16 protein-coding genes are annotated in these 15,232 nt (G+C 61.6%); 8 read left to right on the plus strand and 8 right to left on the minus strand.

Annotated features, from left to right (window positions below; genetic code table 11):
- Positions 1 to 43: 43 nt before the first annotated feature.
- The 4 genes from P0D70_RS10010 to P0D70_RS10025 all read right to left on the minus strand — a co-directional run bounded on the left by P0D70_RS10010 (position 44) and on the right by P0D70_RS10025 (position 4,186).
- Positions 44 to 982, minus strand: a complete 939-nt coding sequence (locus tag P0D70_RS10010) for an ABC transporter permease (protein WP_091806647.1) — start codon at positions 980 to 982, stop codon at positions 44 to 46.
- Positions 982 to 1,860, minus strand: coding sequence for an ABC transporter permease (locus P0D70_RS10015; protein ID WP_408184317.1), 879 nt, complete (start codon positions 1,858 to 1,860; stop codon positions 982 to 984). The genes P0D70_RS10010 and P0D70_RS10015 overlap by 1 nt, the downstream gene beginning before the upstream one ends.
- Positions 1,857 to 2,936 (minus strand): ABC transporter ATP-binding protein, encoded by a 1,080-nt coding sequence (locus tag P0D70_RS10020; RefSeq protein ID WP_408184318.1) that lies wholly within the window; start codon positions 2,934 to 2,936, stop codon positions 1,857 to 1,859. The genes P0D70_RS10015 and P0D70_RS10020 overlap by 4 nt, the downstream gene beginning before the upstream one ends.
- 80 nt (positions 2,937 to 3,016) lie before the next feature.
- A complete protein-coding gene (locus P0D70_RS10025; protein ID WP_091806641.1) occupies positions 3,017 to 4,186 on the minus strand; it encodes an extracellular solute-binding protein in 1,170 nt (389 codons plus the stop codon).
- A 68-nt stretch (positions 4,187 to 4,254) separates the two neighbouring features.
- Between P0D70_RS10025 and P0D70_RS10030 the strand changes: the two genes are divergently transcribed.
- Positions 4,255 to 4,407 carry a hypothetical protein gene (locus P0D70_RS10030; protein ID WP_408184319.1) on the plus strand — a complete coding sequence of 51 codons (153 nt, stop codon included), beginning with the start codon at positions 4,255 to 4,257 and terminating at the stop codon, positions 4,405 to 4,407.
- An 18-nt stretch (positions 4,408 to 4,425) separates the two neighbouring features.
- Here the strand turns inward: P0D70_RS10030 and P0D70_RS10035 are convergent, their stop codons facing one another.
- Positions 4,426 to 5,370 carry an SMP-30/gluconolactonase/LRE family protein gene (locus P0D70_RS10035; protein ID WP_408184320.1) on the minus strand — a complete coding sequence of 315 codons (945 nt, stop codon included), beginning with the start codon at positions 5,368 to 5,370 and terminating at the stop codon, positions 4,426 to 4,428.
- Between the two features lie 523 nt (positions 5,371 to 5,893).
- Between P0D70_RS10035 and P0D70_RS10040 the strand changes: the two genes are divergently transcribed.
- Positions 5,894 to 6,598: a helix-turn-helix transcriptional regulator gene (locus P0D70_RS10040; RefSeq protein ID WP_408184321.1), complete on the plus strand. Its 705-nt coding sequence runs from the start codon at positions 5,894 to 5,896 to the stop codon at positions 6,596 to 6,598.
- On the opposite strand, the gene P0D70_RS10045 is transcribed toward P0D70_RS10040, so the two are convergent.
- Positions 6,582 to 6,896, minus strand: a complete 315-nt coding sequence (locus tag P0D70_RS10045; RefSeq protein WP_091806631.1) for a helix-turn-helix domain-containing protein — start codon at positions 6,894 to 6,896, stop codon at positions 6,582 to 6,584. The two genes, P0D70_RS10040 and P0D70_RS10045, sit on opposite strands and share 17 nt — an antisense overlap.
- A gap of 154 nt (positions 6,897 to 7,050) precedes the next feature.
- On the opposite strand from P0D70_RS10045, the gene P0D70_RS10050 reads away from it, so the two are divergent.
- Positions 7,051 to 7,644: an acyl-homoserine-lactone synthase gene (locus P0D70_RS10050; protein ID WP_408184322.1), complete on the plus strand. Its 594-nt coding sequence runs from the start codon at positions 7,051 to 7,053 to the stop codon at positions 7,642 to 7,644.
- Between the two features lie 205 nt (positions 7,645 to 7,849).
- Here the strand turns inward: P0D70_RS10050 and P0D70_RS10055 are convergent, their stop codons facing one another.
- The gene (locus tag P0D70_RS10055; RefSeq protein WP_091806624.1) at positions 7,850 to 8,539 is read right to left on the minus strand and encodes a FadR/GntR family transcriptional regulator; all 690 of its coding nucleotides are present in this window, start codon (positions 8,537 to 8,539) and stop codon (positions 7,850 to 7,852) included.
- Positions 8,540 to 8,839: 300 nt separating this feature from the next.
- Here P0D70_RS10055 and P0D70_RS10060 point away from each other — a divergent pair, with 300 nt between their 5' ends.
- The 4 genes from P0D70_RS10060 to P0D70_RS10075 all read left to right on the plus strand — a co-directional run bounded on the left by P0D70_RS10060 (position 8,840) and on the right by P0D70_RS10075 (position 12,500).
- Positions 8,840 to 9,307: a universal stress protein gene (locus P0D70_RS10060; protein ID WP_408184323.1), complete on the plus strand. Its 468-nt coding sequence runs from the start codon at positions 8,840 to 8,842 to the stop codon at positions 9,305 to 9,307.
- 244 nt (positions 9,308 to 9,551) lie between these two features.
- Positions 9,552 to 10,355, plus strand: a complete 804-nt coding sequence (locus P0D70_RS10065; protein ID WP_408184324.1) for a helix-turn-helix domain-containing protein — start codon at positions 9,552 to 9,554, stop codon at positions 10,353 to 10,355.
- Between the two features lie 121 nt (positions 10,356 to 10,476).
- Positions 10,477 to 11,793 carry an SUMF1/EgtB/PvdO family nonheme iron enzyme gene (locus P0D70_RS10070; protein ID WP_408184325.1) on the plus strand — a complete coding sequence of 439 codons (1,317 nt, stop codon included), beginning with the start codon at positions 10,477 to 10,479 and terminating at the stop codon, positions 11,791 to 11,793.
- A gap of 173 nt (positions 11,794 to 11,966) precedes the next feature.
- Positions 11,967 to 12,500: a nuclear transport factor 2 family protein gene (locus tag P0D70_RS10075; protein ID WP_408184326.1), complete on the plus strand. Its 534-nt coding sequence runs from the start codon at positions 11,967 to 11,969 to the stop codon at positions 12,498 to 12,500.
- Positions 12,501 to 12,716: 216 nt separating this feature from the next.
- Here P0D70_RS10075 and P0D70_RS10080 read toward each other — a convergent pair whose 3' ends face one another.
- A complete protein-coding gene (locus P0D70_RS10080) occupies positions 12,717 to 13,667 on the minus strand; it encodes a LysR family transcriptional regulator (protein WP_408184327.1) in 951 nt (316 codons plus the stop codon).
- Positions 13,668 to 13,797: 130 nt separating this feature from the next.
- On the opposite strand from P0D70_RS10080, the gene P0D70_RS10085 reads away from it, so the two are divergent.
- The gene (locus tag P0D70_RS10085) at positions 13,798 to 15,228 is read left to right on the plus strand and encodes a sulfatase family protein (protein ID WP_408184328.1); all 1,431 of its coding nucleotides are present in this window, start codon (positions 13,798 to 13,800) and stop codon (positions 15,226 to 15,228) included.
- Positions 15,229 to 15,232: the final 4 nt, after the last annotated feature.

Consider the following 15,232-nt stretch of genomic DNA (forward strand, 5'->3'; position numbering starts at 1 on the left):
TATCCGCTCCACGATTTCTTTCGCCTGTTTTTCCGGGTCTGCTTCAGCGCTTCTGTTCCTTCACGCGCGACACGATTTGCGTCGGGCTCACGAATTGCAGGGCGATCAGCACCCAGATCAGCGTGATCGCCATGTAAATCATCGCCATCGCATCGATCGACTGCGGCGCGCGCACGCCGGTCGAAAATACAGCGTAGTACAGCGCGACCACGAGCGTTTGCGTCGCGGGTCCCGCGGTGAAAAATGTCAGCTCGAACATGCCGATGGTCCGCACGAGCACCAGCAAGCCGGCCGCCAGCATGCCGGGCACGAGCAGCGGCAGCAGCACGTAGCGAAAATAGCGGAACGTGTTGGCGCCGAAAATGCGCGCCGCCGCTTCGAGATTGGGATCGATCTGTTCGATGAACGGTGTCATCACGAGAATGACGAACGGCAATGCGGGCACGAGGTTCGCCAGGATCACGCCGCTCAGCGTGCCGGCAAGGCCGACCTTGTACATGACTGTCGCCATCGGAATGCCATACGTGACGGGCGGCACCATCAACGGCAACAGGAAGATCAGCATCGCGAGGCGCTTGCCGGGAAATTGCACGCGGGCAAGCGCATAGGCCGCCGGCATGCCGAGCAGAACCGACAACAGCACGACTGCGCCCACCACTTCTACTGTCACCCACAACACGCTCGCCAGTTGAAAATCGCTCCACGCCTGCGCATACCAATGCAACGTGAAGCCTTGCGGCAACAGGGTGCCGAACCAGCGCGTCGCCACCGAATTGACCGCCACGGTCGCGATGAGCAGCACCACGTTGAGGAGGAAGAACACCATCGCGCCCCATACGAGCACGCGCCAGACGCGGCCCGGCACGCTGGTGCGCTGCCGGCTGTGGCCGGTACGCTTATCCGGCTCGTGCGCGCCGTCGTCGTGATCTTTCGAAGCCGACGCCGGCCACGAACGCGGCGCCGCGCGATGCTCGGTCGTCATCAGCCTTTGCCTCCCGTCACCGGACCGCTGTAGAAGAAGCGGCGCGCGCCGAGCATCGCGGCAACCACCACGAGTTGCACGAAGCCCATCACCATCGCGATCGCGGAGGCCAGTGAATAATCGTAGCTTTCGAAGGCAGCCTCGGCGGCGGCGATCGACATGACTCGGGTCGGGCCGGCGGGCGCGCCGAGCAGCACCGCCGAAGGAAACACCGAAAACGCCTGCACGAACGACAGACACGCCGCCATCGTCAACCCCGGCACGAGCAGCGGCAGATAGATGCGGCGAAACTGCTGCCACGGACTGGCGCCGAGCGTCGCCGCCGCGCTAGCGAGCGTCGGGTCGATGCCGGTCACGTACGAGAGCGTCAGCAGAAACGCGAACGGAAAACCCGACACGATCAGCGAGATCAGCACGCCCCAGAAGTTATGCGTGAGGCGCACTTCGCGCGTATAGAGATGCAGACCCTGCAGCGCCTGCGGAAACCAGCCGTTCGGGCCGAAGTACGTGAGCATGCCATCCGCGATCAACACCGTGCCCAGAGTCACGGGAATCACCAGCAGCGTCGTGACCAGCTTCTGATAGCGCGAGTAGCGCCGCAGTGCGAACGCCACCGGCACCGAGACGCCCACGTTGATGAGCGTGGCGGGCACCGCGAGCTTGAGCGTGACGAGAATGGTCGGCCACATCGACGTGTCGGTGAAGAACGCCAGATAGTTGGCCCAGAGGCCACCGCCGTTCATCGGCCGGAACGACAGCACCAGACCATACGCGAACGGATAGATGAACAACGCGACAATGAAGATCAACGCCGGCGCGACGAGCCACGCCTTGGCGTCGCGCGGCGCGAGCGGCGGCGACAGCGTGGGCGTGTTCATGCGGCCTCTGCCTCGTAGACTAGCGTGCGCGAGGGCGGCACACGCAGGCTGATGCGCTCGCCCTCCGCGAATTCTCCGCCCACGCGCGCCCAGATATCACCGAAAGCGGTCTTCACCCGCAGCAACGAATCGCGGCCACCGTATTCGACGGTAGTCACCAGCGCGTCGAAGGCATTGTCCGCGCCGGGCGCGGCGCGTTCCATATCTTCGGGACGCAGCGCGACACTCACGCGTTTGCTGTTGAAACCGGCCATTGGCATGCCGATCAAACGTACACCGTTTGCACTCACCAGCACGCCTTCGCCCTGCATGCCTTCGAGTTCGAATTCGGCCACGTTGCGATAGCCCATGAAACGTGCGACATGCAGATTCTGTGGCCGCGTATAGACCTCTTTCGGCGTGGCCACCTGTTGCACCACACCCTCCTTCATCACGACAATGCGGTCGGCCATGGAAAGCGCTTCGTCCTGATCGTGGGTTACGTAGAGCGTCGCGCGTTCGAGCTGGCTATGAATGCGGCGAATCTCCGCGCGCATTTCGATCCGCAGTCTGGTATCGAGGTTCGATAGCGGTTCGTCCATCAGGATCAGCGGCGGCTCGATCACGATTGCGCGCGCAATCGCCACACGCTGCTGCTGGCCACCGGAAAGTTGTCCGGGCAGCTTGCGTTCATGTCCGACCAGTTGCACGAGCTGCAACGCTTCGCGCGCGCGGCGCATGGCGTCGCTCTTGCCGGCGCCGCGCATTTTCAGACCGAAGCCGACATTGTCCAGCACGCTCATATGCGGAAATAGCGCGTAGTTCTGAAACACCATGCCGAAGCCGCGCTTCTCCGGCGGCAGCACGTCGATGCGTTTGTCGTCGAGCCAGATGCCGCCGCCGCTCAACGGCTGCAATCCGGCGATGCAATTAAGCGCCGTCGATTTGCCACAACCCGAAGGCCCGAGTAACGCGATGAACTCGCCGCGCCGGATCGTCAGGTCGAGTCCGCGCAACGCCGCAACCGCCTGGCCTTCCGCATTTGTGAAACTGCGGCTCACCGAATCGAGCCGCAACTGCTCAAAGTGATGCTTCATGGCGGTTTCCTGATGCGCGTGGCGCGTCGTGTCACGCACCACGCGTGGACCGCAACGCCATGCATGGCCAGACGCGCAGACTATTTGGTCTTCTGCGCGCCGACCTCGGTGTCCCATTTCTTGAATGCTGCGACCATCGCGGCGGCATTGAGCGGCAATGCATGCGGACGCTCGGCGAGTAGCTTCGCGTATTCCGGCCGGCCGTATTTCTTCAGCACGTCCTGGCTGTGCGCGGGCGCCTGCTCGACGCTCACGCCCTTGATCGCGGGACCAGGATAGAAATAACCGTCGTCGTAGGTCATGGCCTGCTGCGCCGGCTCGAGCATGAAATTCATCAGTTTGTAGAGCACGTCGAGCTTTTCCTTCGGCACGCCTTTCGGAATCACCATGTAATGCGCGTCGTTCACCCACGTCATGTTGTCGAACGCCTGCACGCGGAATTCGGCCGGCACGATGCCGAGCGCGCGCGGATTGATGTCCCAGCCTGTGACCGTCACGGTCATGTCGCGCGTGCCCTCGCCAAGTTCCTTCATCACTGCCGACGTGCCGCCCGGGTAGTAAGGAATGCAATCGTTCAGTTGCTTGAGGAAGGCCCACGTCTTGTCCCAGCCGTGAATCGGATCCTGCGGATCCTTGTCACCGAGCACGTAGGGCAAGCCCATCAGAAACGTGCGGCCGGGACCGGAATTCGCCGGCCGTGCGTAGATCAGCTTGTCCGGATGCGCCTTGCACCATTGCAGCAATTGCTCAGGCGTTTTCGGCGGATCGCTGACTTTGGCGGGGTTGTACTCGAGCAGCGGACCGGCCGGCATATAGGCGACCTCGAGGCCGAAACCCTGCGCGAGATCCTGCATCTTGCGCGGGCCCGGCGCGTATTTGTCGAGCACGCCGGGGAACGCCGCTGCGTTGTCGGGCAGCAGCTTCATCCACAGAGACTGTTCGATGCCGGCGGCGAGCGCGTCGGTGCCGGTCAGCACGAGATCGATATCGGAGCGGCCCGCGGCCTGCATCGCCTTGATCTTGCCGGGCAGTTGTGGAGCGGGCGCGTTCGTGAAGGTGAGATTAGCGACGAGGTTCGGATACTTCGCCTTGAAGGCCTCGAAGCCCTTTTGCGTGAGTTGAAGGTCGCCGGCCACGTCGACGATATTGAGCGTGACCGGATCGGCCGCGTGCGCGGCGGATGCGAAAGCGGCGCTCGCCGCGAGACATACGGACACCAGCCTGAGCGCCAACCTGTCTGAAACAGTCATTGCGTCTCCTCGCTTCTTGGTATGTAAGTCCGCCGATCGGTTGCGCTGCGGACGGTGTCTTTCTACCAATGGAACATAGCGAAGCGGGACAGCTGATGTCAAGCAAATGCTCGCGGCAGCTTCCGGCTGCCGAAAATAACAGTTCTGGTGCTGAATCCTTGCCGTTCAATGGTTTGCGCGCGGCATCCAAGGGCAAACCCGGAGCCATTCATGAAATCTGACGACAACTTGCCAGACAACTAGCCGCCTTGCACACCTTGCGTATTCACATACAGCGAATAAAGCCCGTGGCTTGCCGCCATGAACAGACGGTTGCGATGTCGCCCGCCGAAACACACGTTCGCGCAACGTTCAGGCAACGCGATATGGCCGAGCGGCTCGCCTTGCGGTGTGAAGACGCGTACGCCGTCGAGTTCGTCCGTGCCCATGCCCCAGCCGCACCACAAATTGCCGTGAATATCGACGCGAAAGCCGTCCGGCGTACCCGGACCCGCGTCGATCAACACCCGGTTGTTCGTCAGCGTGGTGCCGGTGCCGGCGCCTTCCACGTCGAACGCGCGGATCTTGCGCGGCTCGCCGCGCGATTCGACGATGTACAGGACCGACTCGTCCGGCGAAAACGCGAGGCCATTGGGTCCCAACACGTCGTCGGCAACCATGGAGACTTCGCCGGTTTGGCCGTCGACCCGGTACACGCATGCCGGCAGTTCGGACTCCTGCCGCTCACCCTCGTAGAAACCGTCGATACCGAAGGTCGGATCGCTGAACCAGATCGACCCGTCCGATTTCACGATCACGTCGTTCGGCGAATTGAAGCGCTTGCCGCGATAACGATCGGCGAGCACGGTGATCGAGCCGTCGTATTCCGTGCGCGTGACGCGGCGCGTCAGATGTTCGCAACTGACGAGGCGGCCCTGCCGGTCGCGCGTATGCCCATTGGCGTTGTTCGACGACTGGCGAAACGTCGACACCGTGCCGCTCGGTTCGTCCCATCGCAGGATCCGGTCGTTCGGAATGTCGCTCCACAGCAGATAACGTCCGTCGCCGAACCAGACCGGCCCCTCGGACCAGCGCGCGCCTTGATACAAACACTCGACGGAGGCGGAAGCGAGAATCAGCGGCTTGAAGCGCGGATCGAACTGACAGATGGAAGGATCGGGATAGCGTCGGCTGTTGTCGGTCATGCTGGCGGTTCAAGTAGGGGTTGGCTTGCGCGAATTCGTGCTCCAACGCGAGCCTCGCGAATTGTCGGTATTGTCGGCGAAGATCGCAGATTACTCCGCCTCGCTTTTGTATGACAATAGAGCCGTGCGGTGCGCATGCTGCGGCAATCGGCTGGCAATGCCGGTCGATTTCGGCAATTAGTGCGATTATGACTGATATTTTGGCAAGGATCGCCAATTAGAATCGTTTCACAATAAAGTTGCCAACGATTGGCATCAAAACGCTGTTGCGAGACATTTAGCGCCATTAACAGCCGGCAAATGTTAATTAGCGCATAAAATCGCGGCAAAACAGGCAACTCACTGATCGCCAAAGTGCGGCCTTAACCTTTTTGTTAGAAATCATTCCGGCTTTGCAAATTAAATTTTAGTGATAGATTGTGCAGATAAAAAACCACCGGACGGAATGCCGACCGCAATTAACCGCAACGGGATGTTTGCGAGCCTGAGAGAGTAAAAATTGCCGCTACATTTTATCGAGGAGATGGCACCGCTACTGAACGCCGCCGACGAAGCGGAATGGTTCGGTGCAATCTCGGGTCTTGCGGAGACGTGGGGGTTCGACAAGCTGCTGATCGCCATGCTGCCGCGCCCGACGATCCGCCTCGAAGACGCCTATGTGCGTAGCACGTACGCGCCCGTATGGCGCCGTACATATGACGAGCAGGGACTGGTCCATATCGATCCGACCGTGTCGCATTGCGCGACACGCGCGGCGCCGCTGATCTGGTCACCGGATATTTTCACGACCGCGCCGCAGCTTTCCATGTACGAGGAAGCGCGTGCGCACGGACTGCGCGCCGGCGTGACATTGCCGATTCATGGACCGAACCAGGAAGCCGGCATGATTTGCTTCGTCAATGACAGCAATCCCAACGACGAGTTCTGGCGTCATATCAACCTGGCATTGCCGAATCTCGTACTGCTGCGTGATCTCGTCATTGATACCAGCCAGCGGCATTTGAATACGCACGCCCAGACCTTATTGCCCAAATTGACGCCGCGTGAACGCGAATGCCTGAAATGGACCGCACGCGGCAAATCCACGTGGGAAATATCCCACATCCTGAACTGTTCGGAAGCCGTGGTGAACTTCCACATGAAGAACATCAGAACGAAGTTCGGTGTGAATTCGCGGCGCGCGGCGGCCGTAATCGCAGCCCAGCTCGGGCTTATTGACCCGGGTTGAGCAAGGCGGCGTCGCGGCTGTAGAGCACGCGCTCGGCGCGACCCAGATCGGCGTCGGACACAGTTTTGGTGAAATACAGGCCGAGCAGGATGGCGACCGGCGCCGGGATTTCAGCACCCGACTCGAAACGGCTGCCACGCGACTGCGTCACACCGAAGCGGGCCCAGAAACGCCGCTGACTCTCTTTTTTCTTTTTGCGGTAAGCAATGATCAGAACCCGGTCAACTGCCGTGGAAGGCTCTGCCGGGCGCGTTTGAAGGCCGGTTTGCGGCTGCCAATGATTTTCGAGAAGTTCCATTTTCGTGTCCTGTCGGTTGAGGGCAAGTGCTTGTCTCGAATTCTGCTTTACCCGATAAGCATGCACACCTATCCAGGTAGGTAGGTGGCGGAACGATTCAAAATGCATAAGTTTTCTTGCGTATTGGGTACCCCAACACGTTCAGGAGAACGTCATGCAAACAGCAATCCGGATTGGAATGCGTCAGGAATTCGACAACGAGGACATCAACGAGATGTACCGGCTGCGCGCCCGGGTATTTCACGGGCGGCTCGGGTGGGATATCCCGACTATCGCCGGCATGGAAATCGACGGCTATGACGCGCTCGGGCCGCATTACATGCTGATCCAGGGCGACAACAGGAAGGTGCGCGGCTGTTGGCGCCTGATGCCGACCGAAGGGCCGAATATGCTGAAGGACACTTTCCCGCAATTGCTCCACGGCGCGGCGGCGCCGGTTGGGCGGCATATCTGGGAATTGAGCCGGTTCGCGATCGAAACCGGCGGCGAGGAGCAATCGTTTGGCTTTGCGGACGTCACCATGCAGGCGATTCACGAACTGGTGACATTCGCCGACCAGATGGGCATTACGCGTTATGTCACGGTCACCACGACGCCGATCGAGCGGTTGCTGCGCAAGACCGGGATCGAAATCAGCCGGCTTGGGTCGCCGTTGCAGATCGGCGTGGAGCGGGCCGTGGCGCTGGATATCGCGGTGAGTCCGAAGACCCGTACCGCGTTATTCGGACCGATCGCCGTTGCTGCCTAGCTGCTGCACCGCAGTTGCTGCACCGCTATTTCGCCGCAGCTGGCGGGGCCGTGCCGTGCCGTGCCGTGCCGGGACGGGACGGGGCGGGGCGGTGCCGGGACGGGCCGGGCCTTGCCGGGGCGGGCCTTGCCGGGCCCGCTCCGCCCCGCGGGCGCCGGCGCCATGGCGCTTCGGCCCAACCGTTCGGCGACGGAGCGAGGGAGACTCAGGAGCCGAACATTCGGTCGAGCGCGTTCTCGAGATGCGCTCGCATCGCATTTCCGGCGGCCAGCCCGTCCTTGCGGCGGATCGCTTCGAGCACCGCCTTATGCTCCGCCTGCACGAGTCGCTGCCGCTCTACCGTCTTCACCAGCGAAAGATTGCGCGACAGGTTCATGCTGAAGAGGATCTGCTCTTCGATGAACGACATGACCGTGATGAAAAACGGGTTCTTCGACGCACGCGCCACCGCGAGGTGGAACATGAAGTCGTCCTGGGCGCCGATACCCTGCGTTTCGATGATCCGCTCCAACTGGTCCCATGCATGCTGGATGGCAGCCATGTCGTCGGCATCGGCTTTGAGCGCCGCCTGCTCCGCCGCGCCCGCTTCGGTGACGATGCGGAATTCATAGCAGCGGCGTATGTCGGACAGCGTTTCGAGTGGGGCGAAGCGGCGCACGTCGGGGTCCGGGCGACGCGCGACCGTTGTCCCCGATCCGTGCCGCGTCGCGATGATGCCGTCGGCCCGCAAGCGCGCCAGCGCCTCGCGCACCGTTGGCCGTGATGTGGCAAAACGTTCGGCCAACGCATGCTCGGTTGGCAAGCGCTCCCCTTCCTTGTACTCGCCTTCGACAATGCGGTTGAGGATGTCGCCGTAGATTCTGTCGGGCAAACCCTTCGTTTTGCGCTCGTTCATCGGCGGGCTGCGGCAGCTTGTCTGAGTAGGCTCCAATTGTAAGGCAAACCCGGCGCTGGTCTGATCACGTCCATGCGGTCCGAAGTGCGGCGAATGCCACAGGTTCTGGCCGTCCGGCGCTTATCCGGCAAGACACCTCGACGCAAAATTTGACAAGAGTTTGATTTACATCCAGGTTGAGTGCATGTTCTTCAGCGACCATTTAAGCTTTCGTTGGCAATGAAGTGCCAATCGACGTGGCAATCGCCCCAGCCAATCGAAACGGCAGCGGCATTCAATTCCTCGAGACACGGAGTCGATATGTACACACGCATCCTTGTAGCGGTCGACGGCAGCAATACCTCGCGCCGTGCGTTCGAAGCAGCGCTCGCGCTCGCCAAATCCAACGGCGCAATCTTGCGGCCGTTCTATGTCGTAGAAAACACGCCGCTTTATTTCGAAGCACCCGGCTACGATCCCTCCGTATTGCGAAACCGTCTCGTCGAAGAGGGCAAGGAACTCGGCGCTGAATTCGCCAGGACCATGATCGAACACGGCGTGAAGGGCGAGCTGGTGGTAGGCGAGGCGTCGTCGCTCGATGATGTGGCAACGGTAGTGCTCAAAGCCGCCGCCCATTTCAAAGCCGATCTGCTGGTGATGGGCACGCACGGAAGGCGCGGCTTTCAGCGCCTGATCCTCGGCAGTGTCGCCGAACGCTGCGTGCGCCAGGCGAGCTTGCCCGTGCTGCTGGTTCCATCCGCCGCAGGCAAGACCGGCGACGCAGACTGAATGCAGCGGCGCGCCATGCACGCGGCGTATTCGCTGGTCGTGCACCAGAGCTTCAACGCACGACCTCGTGCAAGAGCGCGAGCAGGGCCTCACCGCTCATTGCTTATAGCAGTTCCATCAGAATCGAATCGCCGCCAGCGATATCGATCAAGATACCTAACTTCCTGAACGCGTCATTTTGTCGCGAAGCAGGCAGTGTGGCCGGTGGGACAATCCTTCTATACCTGACCATTGGCTGCAGAACATGCTCACTCCTACTGCTGTTACGCGCTCCGACGGAACTGCTGAATCCACCGCGTCCGCCGCTAGCGCATTGCCGACGCGCGGCAGCCGCCGTGCGGTGTCGTCAAGGGCAAGCACGCGCACCACTGCGCGCTGTTCGAGTTGCGCCATGCGGCAACTCTGCATGCCTCACGGCCTGTCGCCCGACGAACTCGCGAAACTCGAAACGCTCATATGCTCCGCGCGCTCCGTCCCGCGAGGTGAGGCGCTGTATCGCAGCGGGGACCGTTTCGACAATATTTACGCGGTGCGTTCCGGTTCGATGAAAACCATCATGGCGCACCGCGGTGGCCGCGAACAGGTCACGGGTCTGCGGCTCGCCGGCGAAGCGCTCGGCCTCGACGGCATCAGCAACGACGTGCATGCCTGCAGCGCCGTCGCTCTCGAAGACAGCACCGTGTGCATCGTGCCCTACACCGCACTCAAGTCGCTATGCCGAGAAATCAGTTCGATGCAGGAACGCATGCACAAACTGCTCGGGGAGCAGATCGTGCGCGAAGCAGCGCAGATGATGGTGCTCGGCTCGCTCTCGGCGGACGAACGGGTCGCCGCATTCCTGCTCGACGTGTCAGAGCGCAATGCACAGCGGGGGTATTCGTCGGCGGAATTCAATCTGCGCATGACACGCGAAGACATGGGCAGCTACCTCGGCATGACGCTTGAAACCGTGAGCCGGACCCTGTCAAGATTTCAAAAGCGCGGCCTGATCGACACACAGGGCAAGCACATACGGATCGTCGATCTGGAAGGTCTGCGGCGGGTCTAGCCTGCCGCCAGGAGCCCAGCCGATGCTCCACGCCCACTTCTTTTAACGCGCTTTCGTCTTGGCATGGCTCCTGCGAGCGGGTACAGTCTTTAGTCCGTCCCCTGCAAGGAGACCCGGCGAAATGAATCGCGACCCCGCCCCGCATCACCCGCTCGTTCAGCGTCTGATCGAAGCGCGTCAAGTCACCGACGCACTGTTTTCCATCGTCAAACCCGAGTTTTTGTATGAACGCCCGATCCGTGAACGCCACCGGATCGTGTTTTACATCGGCCATCTGGAAGCTTTCGATCGTAATCTGCTCGATCAGCGCCTGTGCGATCTGCCCGCGTTCGATCCGCAGCTCGACCAGCTTTTTGCCTTCGGCATCGACCCTGTCGATGGCGGTTTTCCAACCGATCAGCCCAGCGACTGGCCGTCGCTCGACACCGTTCGCGGCTACGGCTTGCGCGCGCGCGAGCAGATCGACCGCGAGCTGGATGCGCTGACGCACGCCGCGCAACCCGGCCGCGACGACACCCAAACCGCGACCGCCGGGCAATTGCTGAATGTCGCCATCGAGCACCGGTTGATGCACGCCGAGACGCTGGCGTACATGCTCCATCAGTTGCCGCTTGCGCAGAAGGTCACCGAACTGCGCGAGCCCGTCTTGACGCGCGGCGGAGAACGGGACGCGCTGTCGTCGATGGTGAGCGTGCCGGCCGGCGCGACTGTGCTCGGTATGGCGCGCGAAGGCGGCCGCTTCGGCTGGGACAACGAGTTCGGCGAAATACGTGTCGACGTGCCCGCCTTCGAGATCGATCGCTACATGGTGACGAACGGCGCGTTTCGCGAGTTCATCGAGGCAGGCGGCTATCGCGAGCCGAAATGGTGGTCGCAAAAGGATTGGGCGTGGAGGGAGGCCGAGCACATCGAGCATCCCGCCTGCTGGTCGCGGCGCGCTCACGGCGAAGATAGCGAAGGCGGCGCGTGGATGCTGCGCACCATGTTCGACGAAGTCCCATTGCCGCTCGACTGGCCCGCGTACGTGAGCCACGCCGAAGCCAGCGCTTACGCCCGCTGGGCAGGCAAGGCGCTCCCCACCGAGGCGCAATGGCAGCGTGCCGCACACGGCGCCCCGCACGCCGCGTCGGGTAATTTCGATTTTCGCAGTTGGAACCCGCAACCGGTGGACGCGTATCCGGATAACGTCAGCGCATTCGGTGTCGAAGGTCAATTCGGTAATGGCTGGGAGTGGACCTCGACGGTGTTCGACGCCCTGCCCGGGTTCGAAGCGTTTTCGTTTTATCTGGGCTATTCCGCTAACTTCTTCGACGGCCAGCATTTTGTGATCAAAGGCGGCTCGGCGCGCACCGCGCAGTGCATGTTGCGGCCGACTTTCCGCAACTGGTTTCAGCCGCATTATCAGTATGTGTATGCGGGGTTTCGGTGCGTGAGGTGATTGACAAATAAAGCATAAGGCCGTTCTACCGGTCACCTTATGCTTTATTTGTCACCACCACATCAACGCTGGAGTCGTTCGGGAACGATCCCTGGCTGAAAAGGACGGGCAGGTTCGCGAACCGCGACCGCGCGACCAACAGCTTTGCCGTCCCGGATGACGGTGCCGCCGTCATGGCCTTCCTGGCAGAACGCACCGTCCGATCGCCGCATACGCGGCGCGCCTACGTCGCCGAGATCCGAAGGCTGATCGCACCTGTTAGCGACGCAGCGGACAGGCTTGCGGCTGTCGATGCCCTCTTCCGCTTCGCCGCTGGCATTGACCTTCGTGACAGGAATCTTCTATCGTCCTCTCTCGCAGAAAACGCCGTATCGGACTTTCGCCCGGCCGCTGCTAAAGCCGGGTTCGACTACCCGGTCATCGAGGGCAGAGAAGTTATCGTTGCTGCCTTGACTGCCTCTCTCGCGACACTGGATACAACGCACTCCGTGACAAATCCAGGCGTCACCATCAACGGTGACACGGCGCGCCTGGATGCACTTGTGGAAGCCCTGCATGTCCCACGGGACGATCACACTCGTCACTATCTGATGAAGAACCGCTACGATGTCGAACTGGCAAGAGAGGGCGACGTCTGGGTCATCACGCGGAACACGGTCGACAATGTCTGGCGCTCTGGAGATCCTGCGGTTCTTTCTGTCGTATAGAGTTTGCTTGCCTGGAGACTGAATGGTGGTGTGATCGAGTTACCGTCACCCCCGACACGGCGCGGCTTTGATCGCTTCATTCGGAGCGTCGTAGGCTCTGCGCATAGGTCTGTCGATCACCGAATGACCTAATTGGGCCGATCGGCGGGCGTCCGTTCAGGCTTGGCGATCGACTCGTAAGCCGTCTTTCGCTCCGGGCCATTGGACCGGCTCACGTCAATCAGCTGTCGACCGGCATAGACGCTCCTGAACTGCGTTGACGCATTCCAGCGCGGCCGGCAACACGGAATTCACAGACGAAGTGCTATAGAACAATTGCACGGTCTCAAGAAAGCTCGCGCCAGGCAGGGCGAGGATGGCGAGACCGGCACGGCCTGCTCGCTTGCGCGCGACGGCCAGCGGCATTAACGCCAGAAACGGGTAGTTCGCCAACATGGTCTCGTTGGTCGGCAAGGAAATAGACTGCACGCAGCCATCGGGAAACGCGAGTCCCGACTGGGCCAGCCAGCTTTGCAAAGCGAGGTACGTCGGAGCCTCCTTCGGCGGCAGGATCCAGGGCGAACCGGCCAGGTCTTCCGGTACGACGTTTCTGCGGCTCGCCAGCGGATGATCTCGCCCGCACACCACCACGATCGGGTCGTCCATGATCGCGCGCGACGCAAAATCGCTTTTGCCGAATCCGACCGGCTCGGTGCGGCTCAACACGAAATCGAGTGAGCCGTTCGCGAGCAAGGGAAAGAGCCGGTCGCTAGTCGCTTCGTGCAACGCAACATTGACGTGTGGCGCGCGCCGCTTCAACTCAAGTATCAACTCCGGCGCGAACACCGGCAGCACAGTGGCGACCGCACCCACTGAAATTTTGCCGGAAAGGCCACTAGTGAGCGCGTCCACTTCGTAGCGTGCCTGCTCGAGTTGATGGAACACCTCTCGCGCGCGCTTCGTGAGCGTCTCGCCGACGGCCGTCAACTGAAGCCGGTTGCCGACCCGCGTCATGACCGACACGCCGAGGCCGGCCTCGAGTTCGGCAAGCTGTTTCGATATGGCGGGCTGCGTCACATTCAGCGTTTCGGCAACCAGCCGGATTTGGCCAAGACTGTCGAACAAGGTCAGCAGCCTTAGGTGGCTCAGTTTCAATCCGGCCTGAAAAAAACGCTCGATCGGGTCCACGGCGCTCCTCATTGCGAATAACTTATGGTTATGCGCATTCGATAAAATGTCAATTGCTTGTCATGCGTCCGCGTACCATCATCAAGCTCAGGAGACAGCCGCACTCACAGCGCGCCCTGACATACCCACCATGAATGCCACGAACATACTGTTCATTCTGTCGGACGAACATCAGCACAACTTGATGGGCTGTGCCGGCCACCCCTTCATTCACACACCCAATCTGGATTCGCTCGCTGCGCGCGGCACGCGCTTTTGCAACGCCTATACGCCGTCACCGATCTGTGTGCCGGCGCGTGCGAGCCTTGCGACAGGGCGCTATGTTCACGACATCCGCTGCTGGGATAACGCCATCGCGTACGACGGCGGCACGCCGGGCTGGGCGCAATATCTGACGGCGAGCGGCATGTTGACCGACTCAATCGGCAAACTGCATTACCGGAGCGACGCAGCGCCCGTTGGGTTCCGCCGTCAGCATCATCCCGTGCATATCCTCGATGGGATCGGCCAGGTCTGGGGCTCCGTGCGCAATCCGCTGCCGCACACCATGGGCCGCTCGCCCCTCTACGACAAGATCGGTCCGGGCCTGTCGAACTACAACCGCTTCGACATGCGCGTGGCCGATACGGCCGTCGAATGGCTCGGCGAGCAGCGCGGCAACTCGAAGCCCTGGGTGCTGTTCGCGGGCCTCGTCGCGCCGCATTTCCCGCTGGTGGTGCCGCAGGAATTCCTCGACCTCTACGATCCCGACAACATCGAACTGCCGTTGCTGCATCCGTCCAGCGGTTATGCGCGGCACCCGTGGGTCGAACGGCAGGCGGTCCATATGGACCATGACGCCGCCATCGGAAGCGACGGGCGGCGCCGTCTTGCGATGGCCTGTTATTTCGCGCTGGTCACGTTCCTCGACGCGCAGGTCGGCAAGATTCTCGCAGCGCTGAAATCCAACGGTCTCGACGAAACGACCACGATCATCTACAGCAGCGATCATGGCGATAACCTCGGCAAGCGCGGCATGTGGAACAAATGCCTGATGTACCGCGAGTCGACCGGCGTGCCGATGATTGTCGCGGGCCCCGGTATTCCCAAAGGCAAGGTGTGTGAAACACCGGTGTCGCTGATCGATATCCAGAATACGATTCTGGAGCGCACCGGTTGCGCGGCACCCGGCAACACCAGCCCCGGCGAGTCGCTGGCAAAACTGGCCAATGCGCCGGATCAACCCGGGCGGCTTGCGTTTAGCGAGTACCATGCCGTCGGCTCGGAGACGGCGGCCTATATGCTCGCGGATGCCGACTACAAATACCATCACTACGTCGGCTTGCCGCCCGAGTTGTTCGATCTGCGCCGCGATCCGCAGGAGTTGCGCGACCTCGCGGCGTTGCCGGATTACGCGGGTGTCAAAGACCTGTTCGAGCGGCGTCTGCGGGAACTGCTCGATCCTGAAGGCGTGGACCGGCTCGCGAAAGCGGATCAGGCGCGTCTTGTCGACGCGTTCGGCGGACGGGAGGCAGCGCTGCGAACCGGCACACCCGCGGCGACGCCCGTGCCGGTCGAATAGGATC

It is taken from the genome of Paraburkholderia sp. RL17-381-BIF-C, assembly GCF_046026435.1.
GTDB lineage: Bacteria > Pseudomonadota > Gammaproteobacteria > Burkholderiales > Burkholderiaceae > Paraburkholderia.

What these genes read in the sequence shown, in the direction of transcription:
- P0D70_RS10010 (WP_091806647.1), bottom strand. Translation starts at nt 982, where the DNA reads ATGACGACCGAGCATCGCGCGGCGCCGCGTTCGTGGCCGGCGTCGGCT.
- P0D70_RS10015 (WP_408184317.1), bottom strand. Translation starts at nt 1,860, where the DNA reads ATGAACACGCCCACGCTGTCGCCGCCGCTCGCGCCGCGCGACGCCAAG.
- P0D70_RS10020 (WP_408184318.1), bottom strand. Translation starts at nt 2,936, where the DNA reads ATGAAGCATCACTTTGAGCAGTTGCGGCTCGATTCGGTGAGCCGCAGT.
- P0D70_RS10025 (WP_091806641.1), bottom strand. Translation starts at nt 4,186, where the DNA reads ATGACTGTTTCAGACAGGTTGGCGCTCAGGCTGGTGTCCGTATGTCTC.
- P0D70_RS10030 (WP_408184319.1), top strand. Translation starts at nt 4,255, where the DNA reads ATGGAACATAGCGAAGCGGGACAGCTGATGTCAAGCAAATGCTCGCGG.
- P0D70_RS10035 (WP_408184320.1), bottom strand. Translation starts at nt 5,370, where the DNA reads ATGACCGACAACAGCCGACGCTATCCCGATCCTTCCATCTGTCAGTTC.
- P0D70_RS10040 (WP_408184321.1), top strand. Translation starts at nt 5,894, where the DNA reads ATGGCACCGCTACTGAACGCCGCCGACGAAGCGGAATGGTTCGGTGCA.
- P0D70_RS10045 (WP_091806631.1), bottom strand. Translation starts at nt 6,896, where the DNA reads ATGGAACTTCTCGAAAATCATTGGCAGCCGCAAACCGGCCTTCAAACG.
- P0D70_RS10050 (WP_408184322.1), top strand. Translation starts at nt 7,051, where the DNA reads ATGCAAACAGCAATCCGGATTGGAATGCGTCAGGAATTCGACAACGAG.
- P0D70_RS10055 (WP_091806624.1), bottom strand. Translation starts at nt 8,539, where the DNA reads ATGAACGAGCGCAAAACGAAGGGTTTGCCCGACAGAATCTACGGCGAC.
- P0D70_RS10060 (WP_408184323.1), top strand. Translation starts at nt 8,840, where the DNA reads ATGTACACACGCATCCTTGTAGCGGTCGACGGCAGCAATACCTCGCGC.
- P0D70_RS10065 (WP_408184324.1), top strand. Translation starts at nt 9,552, where the DNA reads ATGCTCACTCCTACTGCTGTTACGCGCTCCGACGGAACTGCTGAATCC.
- P0D70_RS10070 (WP_408184325.1), top strand. Translation starts at nt 10,477, where the DNA reads ATGAATCGCGACCCCGCCCCGCATCACCCGCTCGTTCAGCGTCTGATC.
- P0D70_RS10075 (WP_408184326.1), top strand. Translation starts at nt 11,967, where the DNA reads ATGGCCTTCCTGGCAGAACGCACCGTCCGATCGCCGCATACGCGGCGC.
- P0D70_RS10085 (WP_408184328.1), top strand. Translation starts at nt 13,798, where the DNA reads ATGAATGCCACGAACATACTGTTCATTCTGTCGGACGAACATCAGCAC.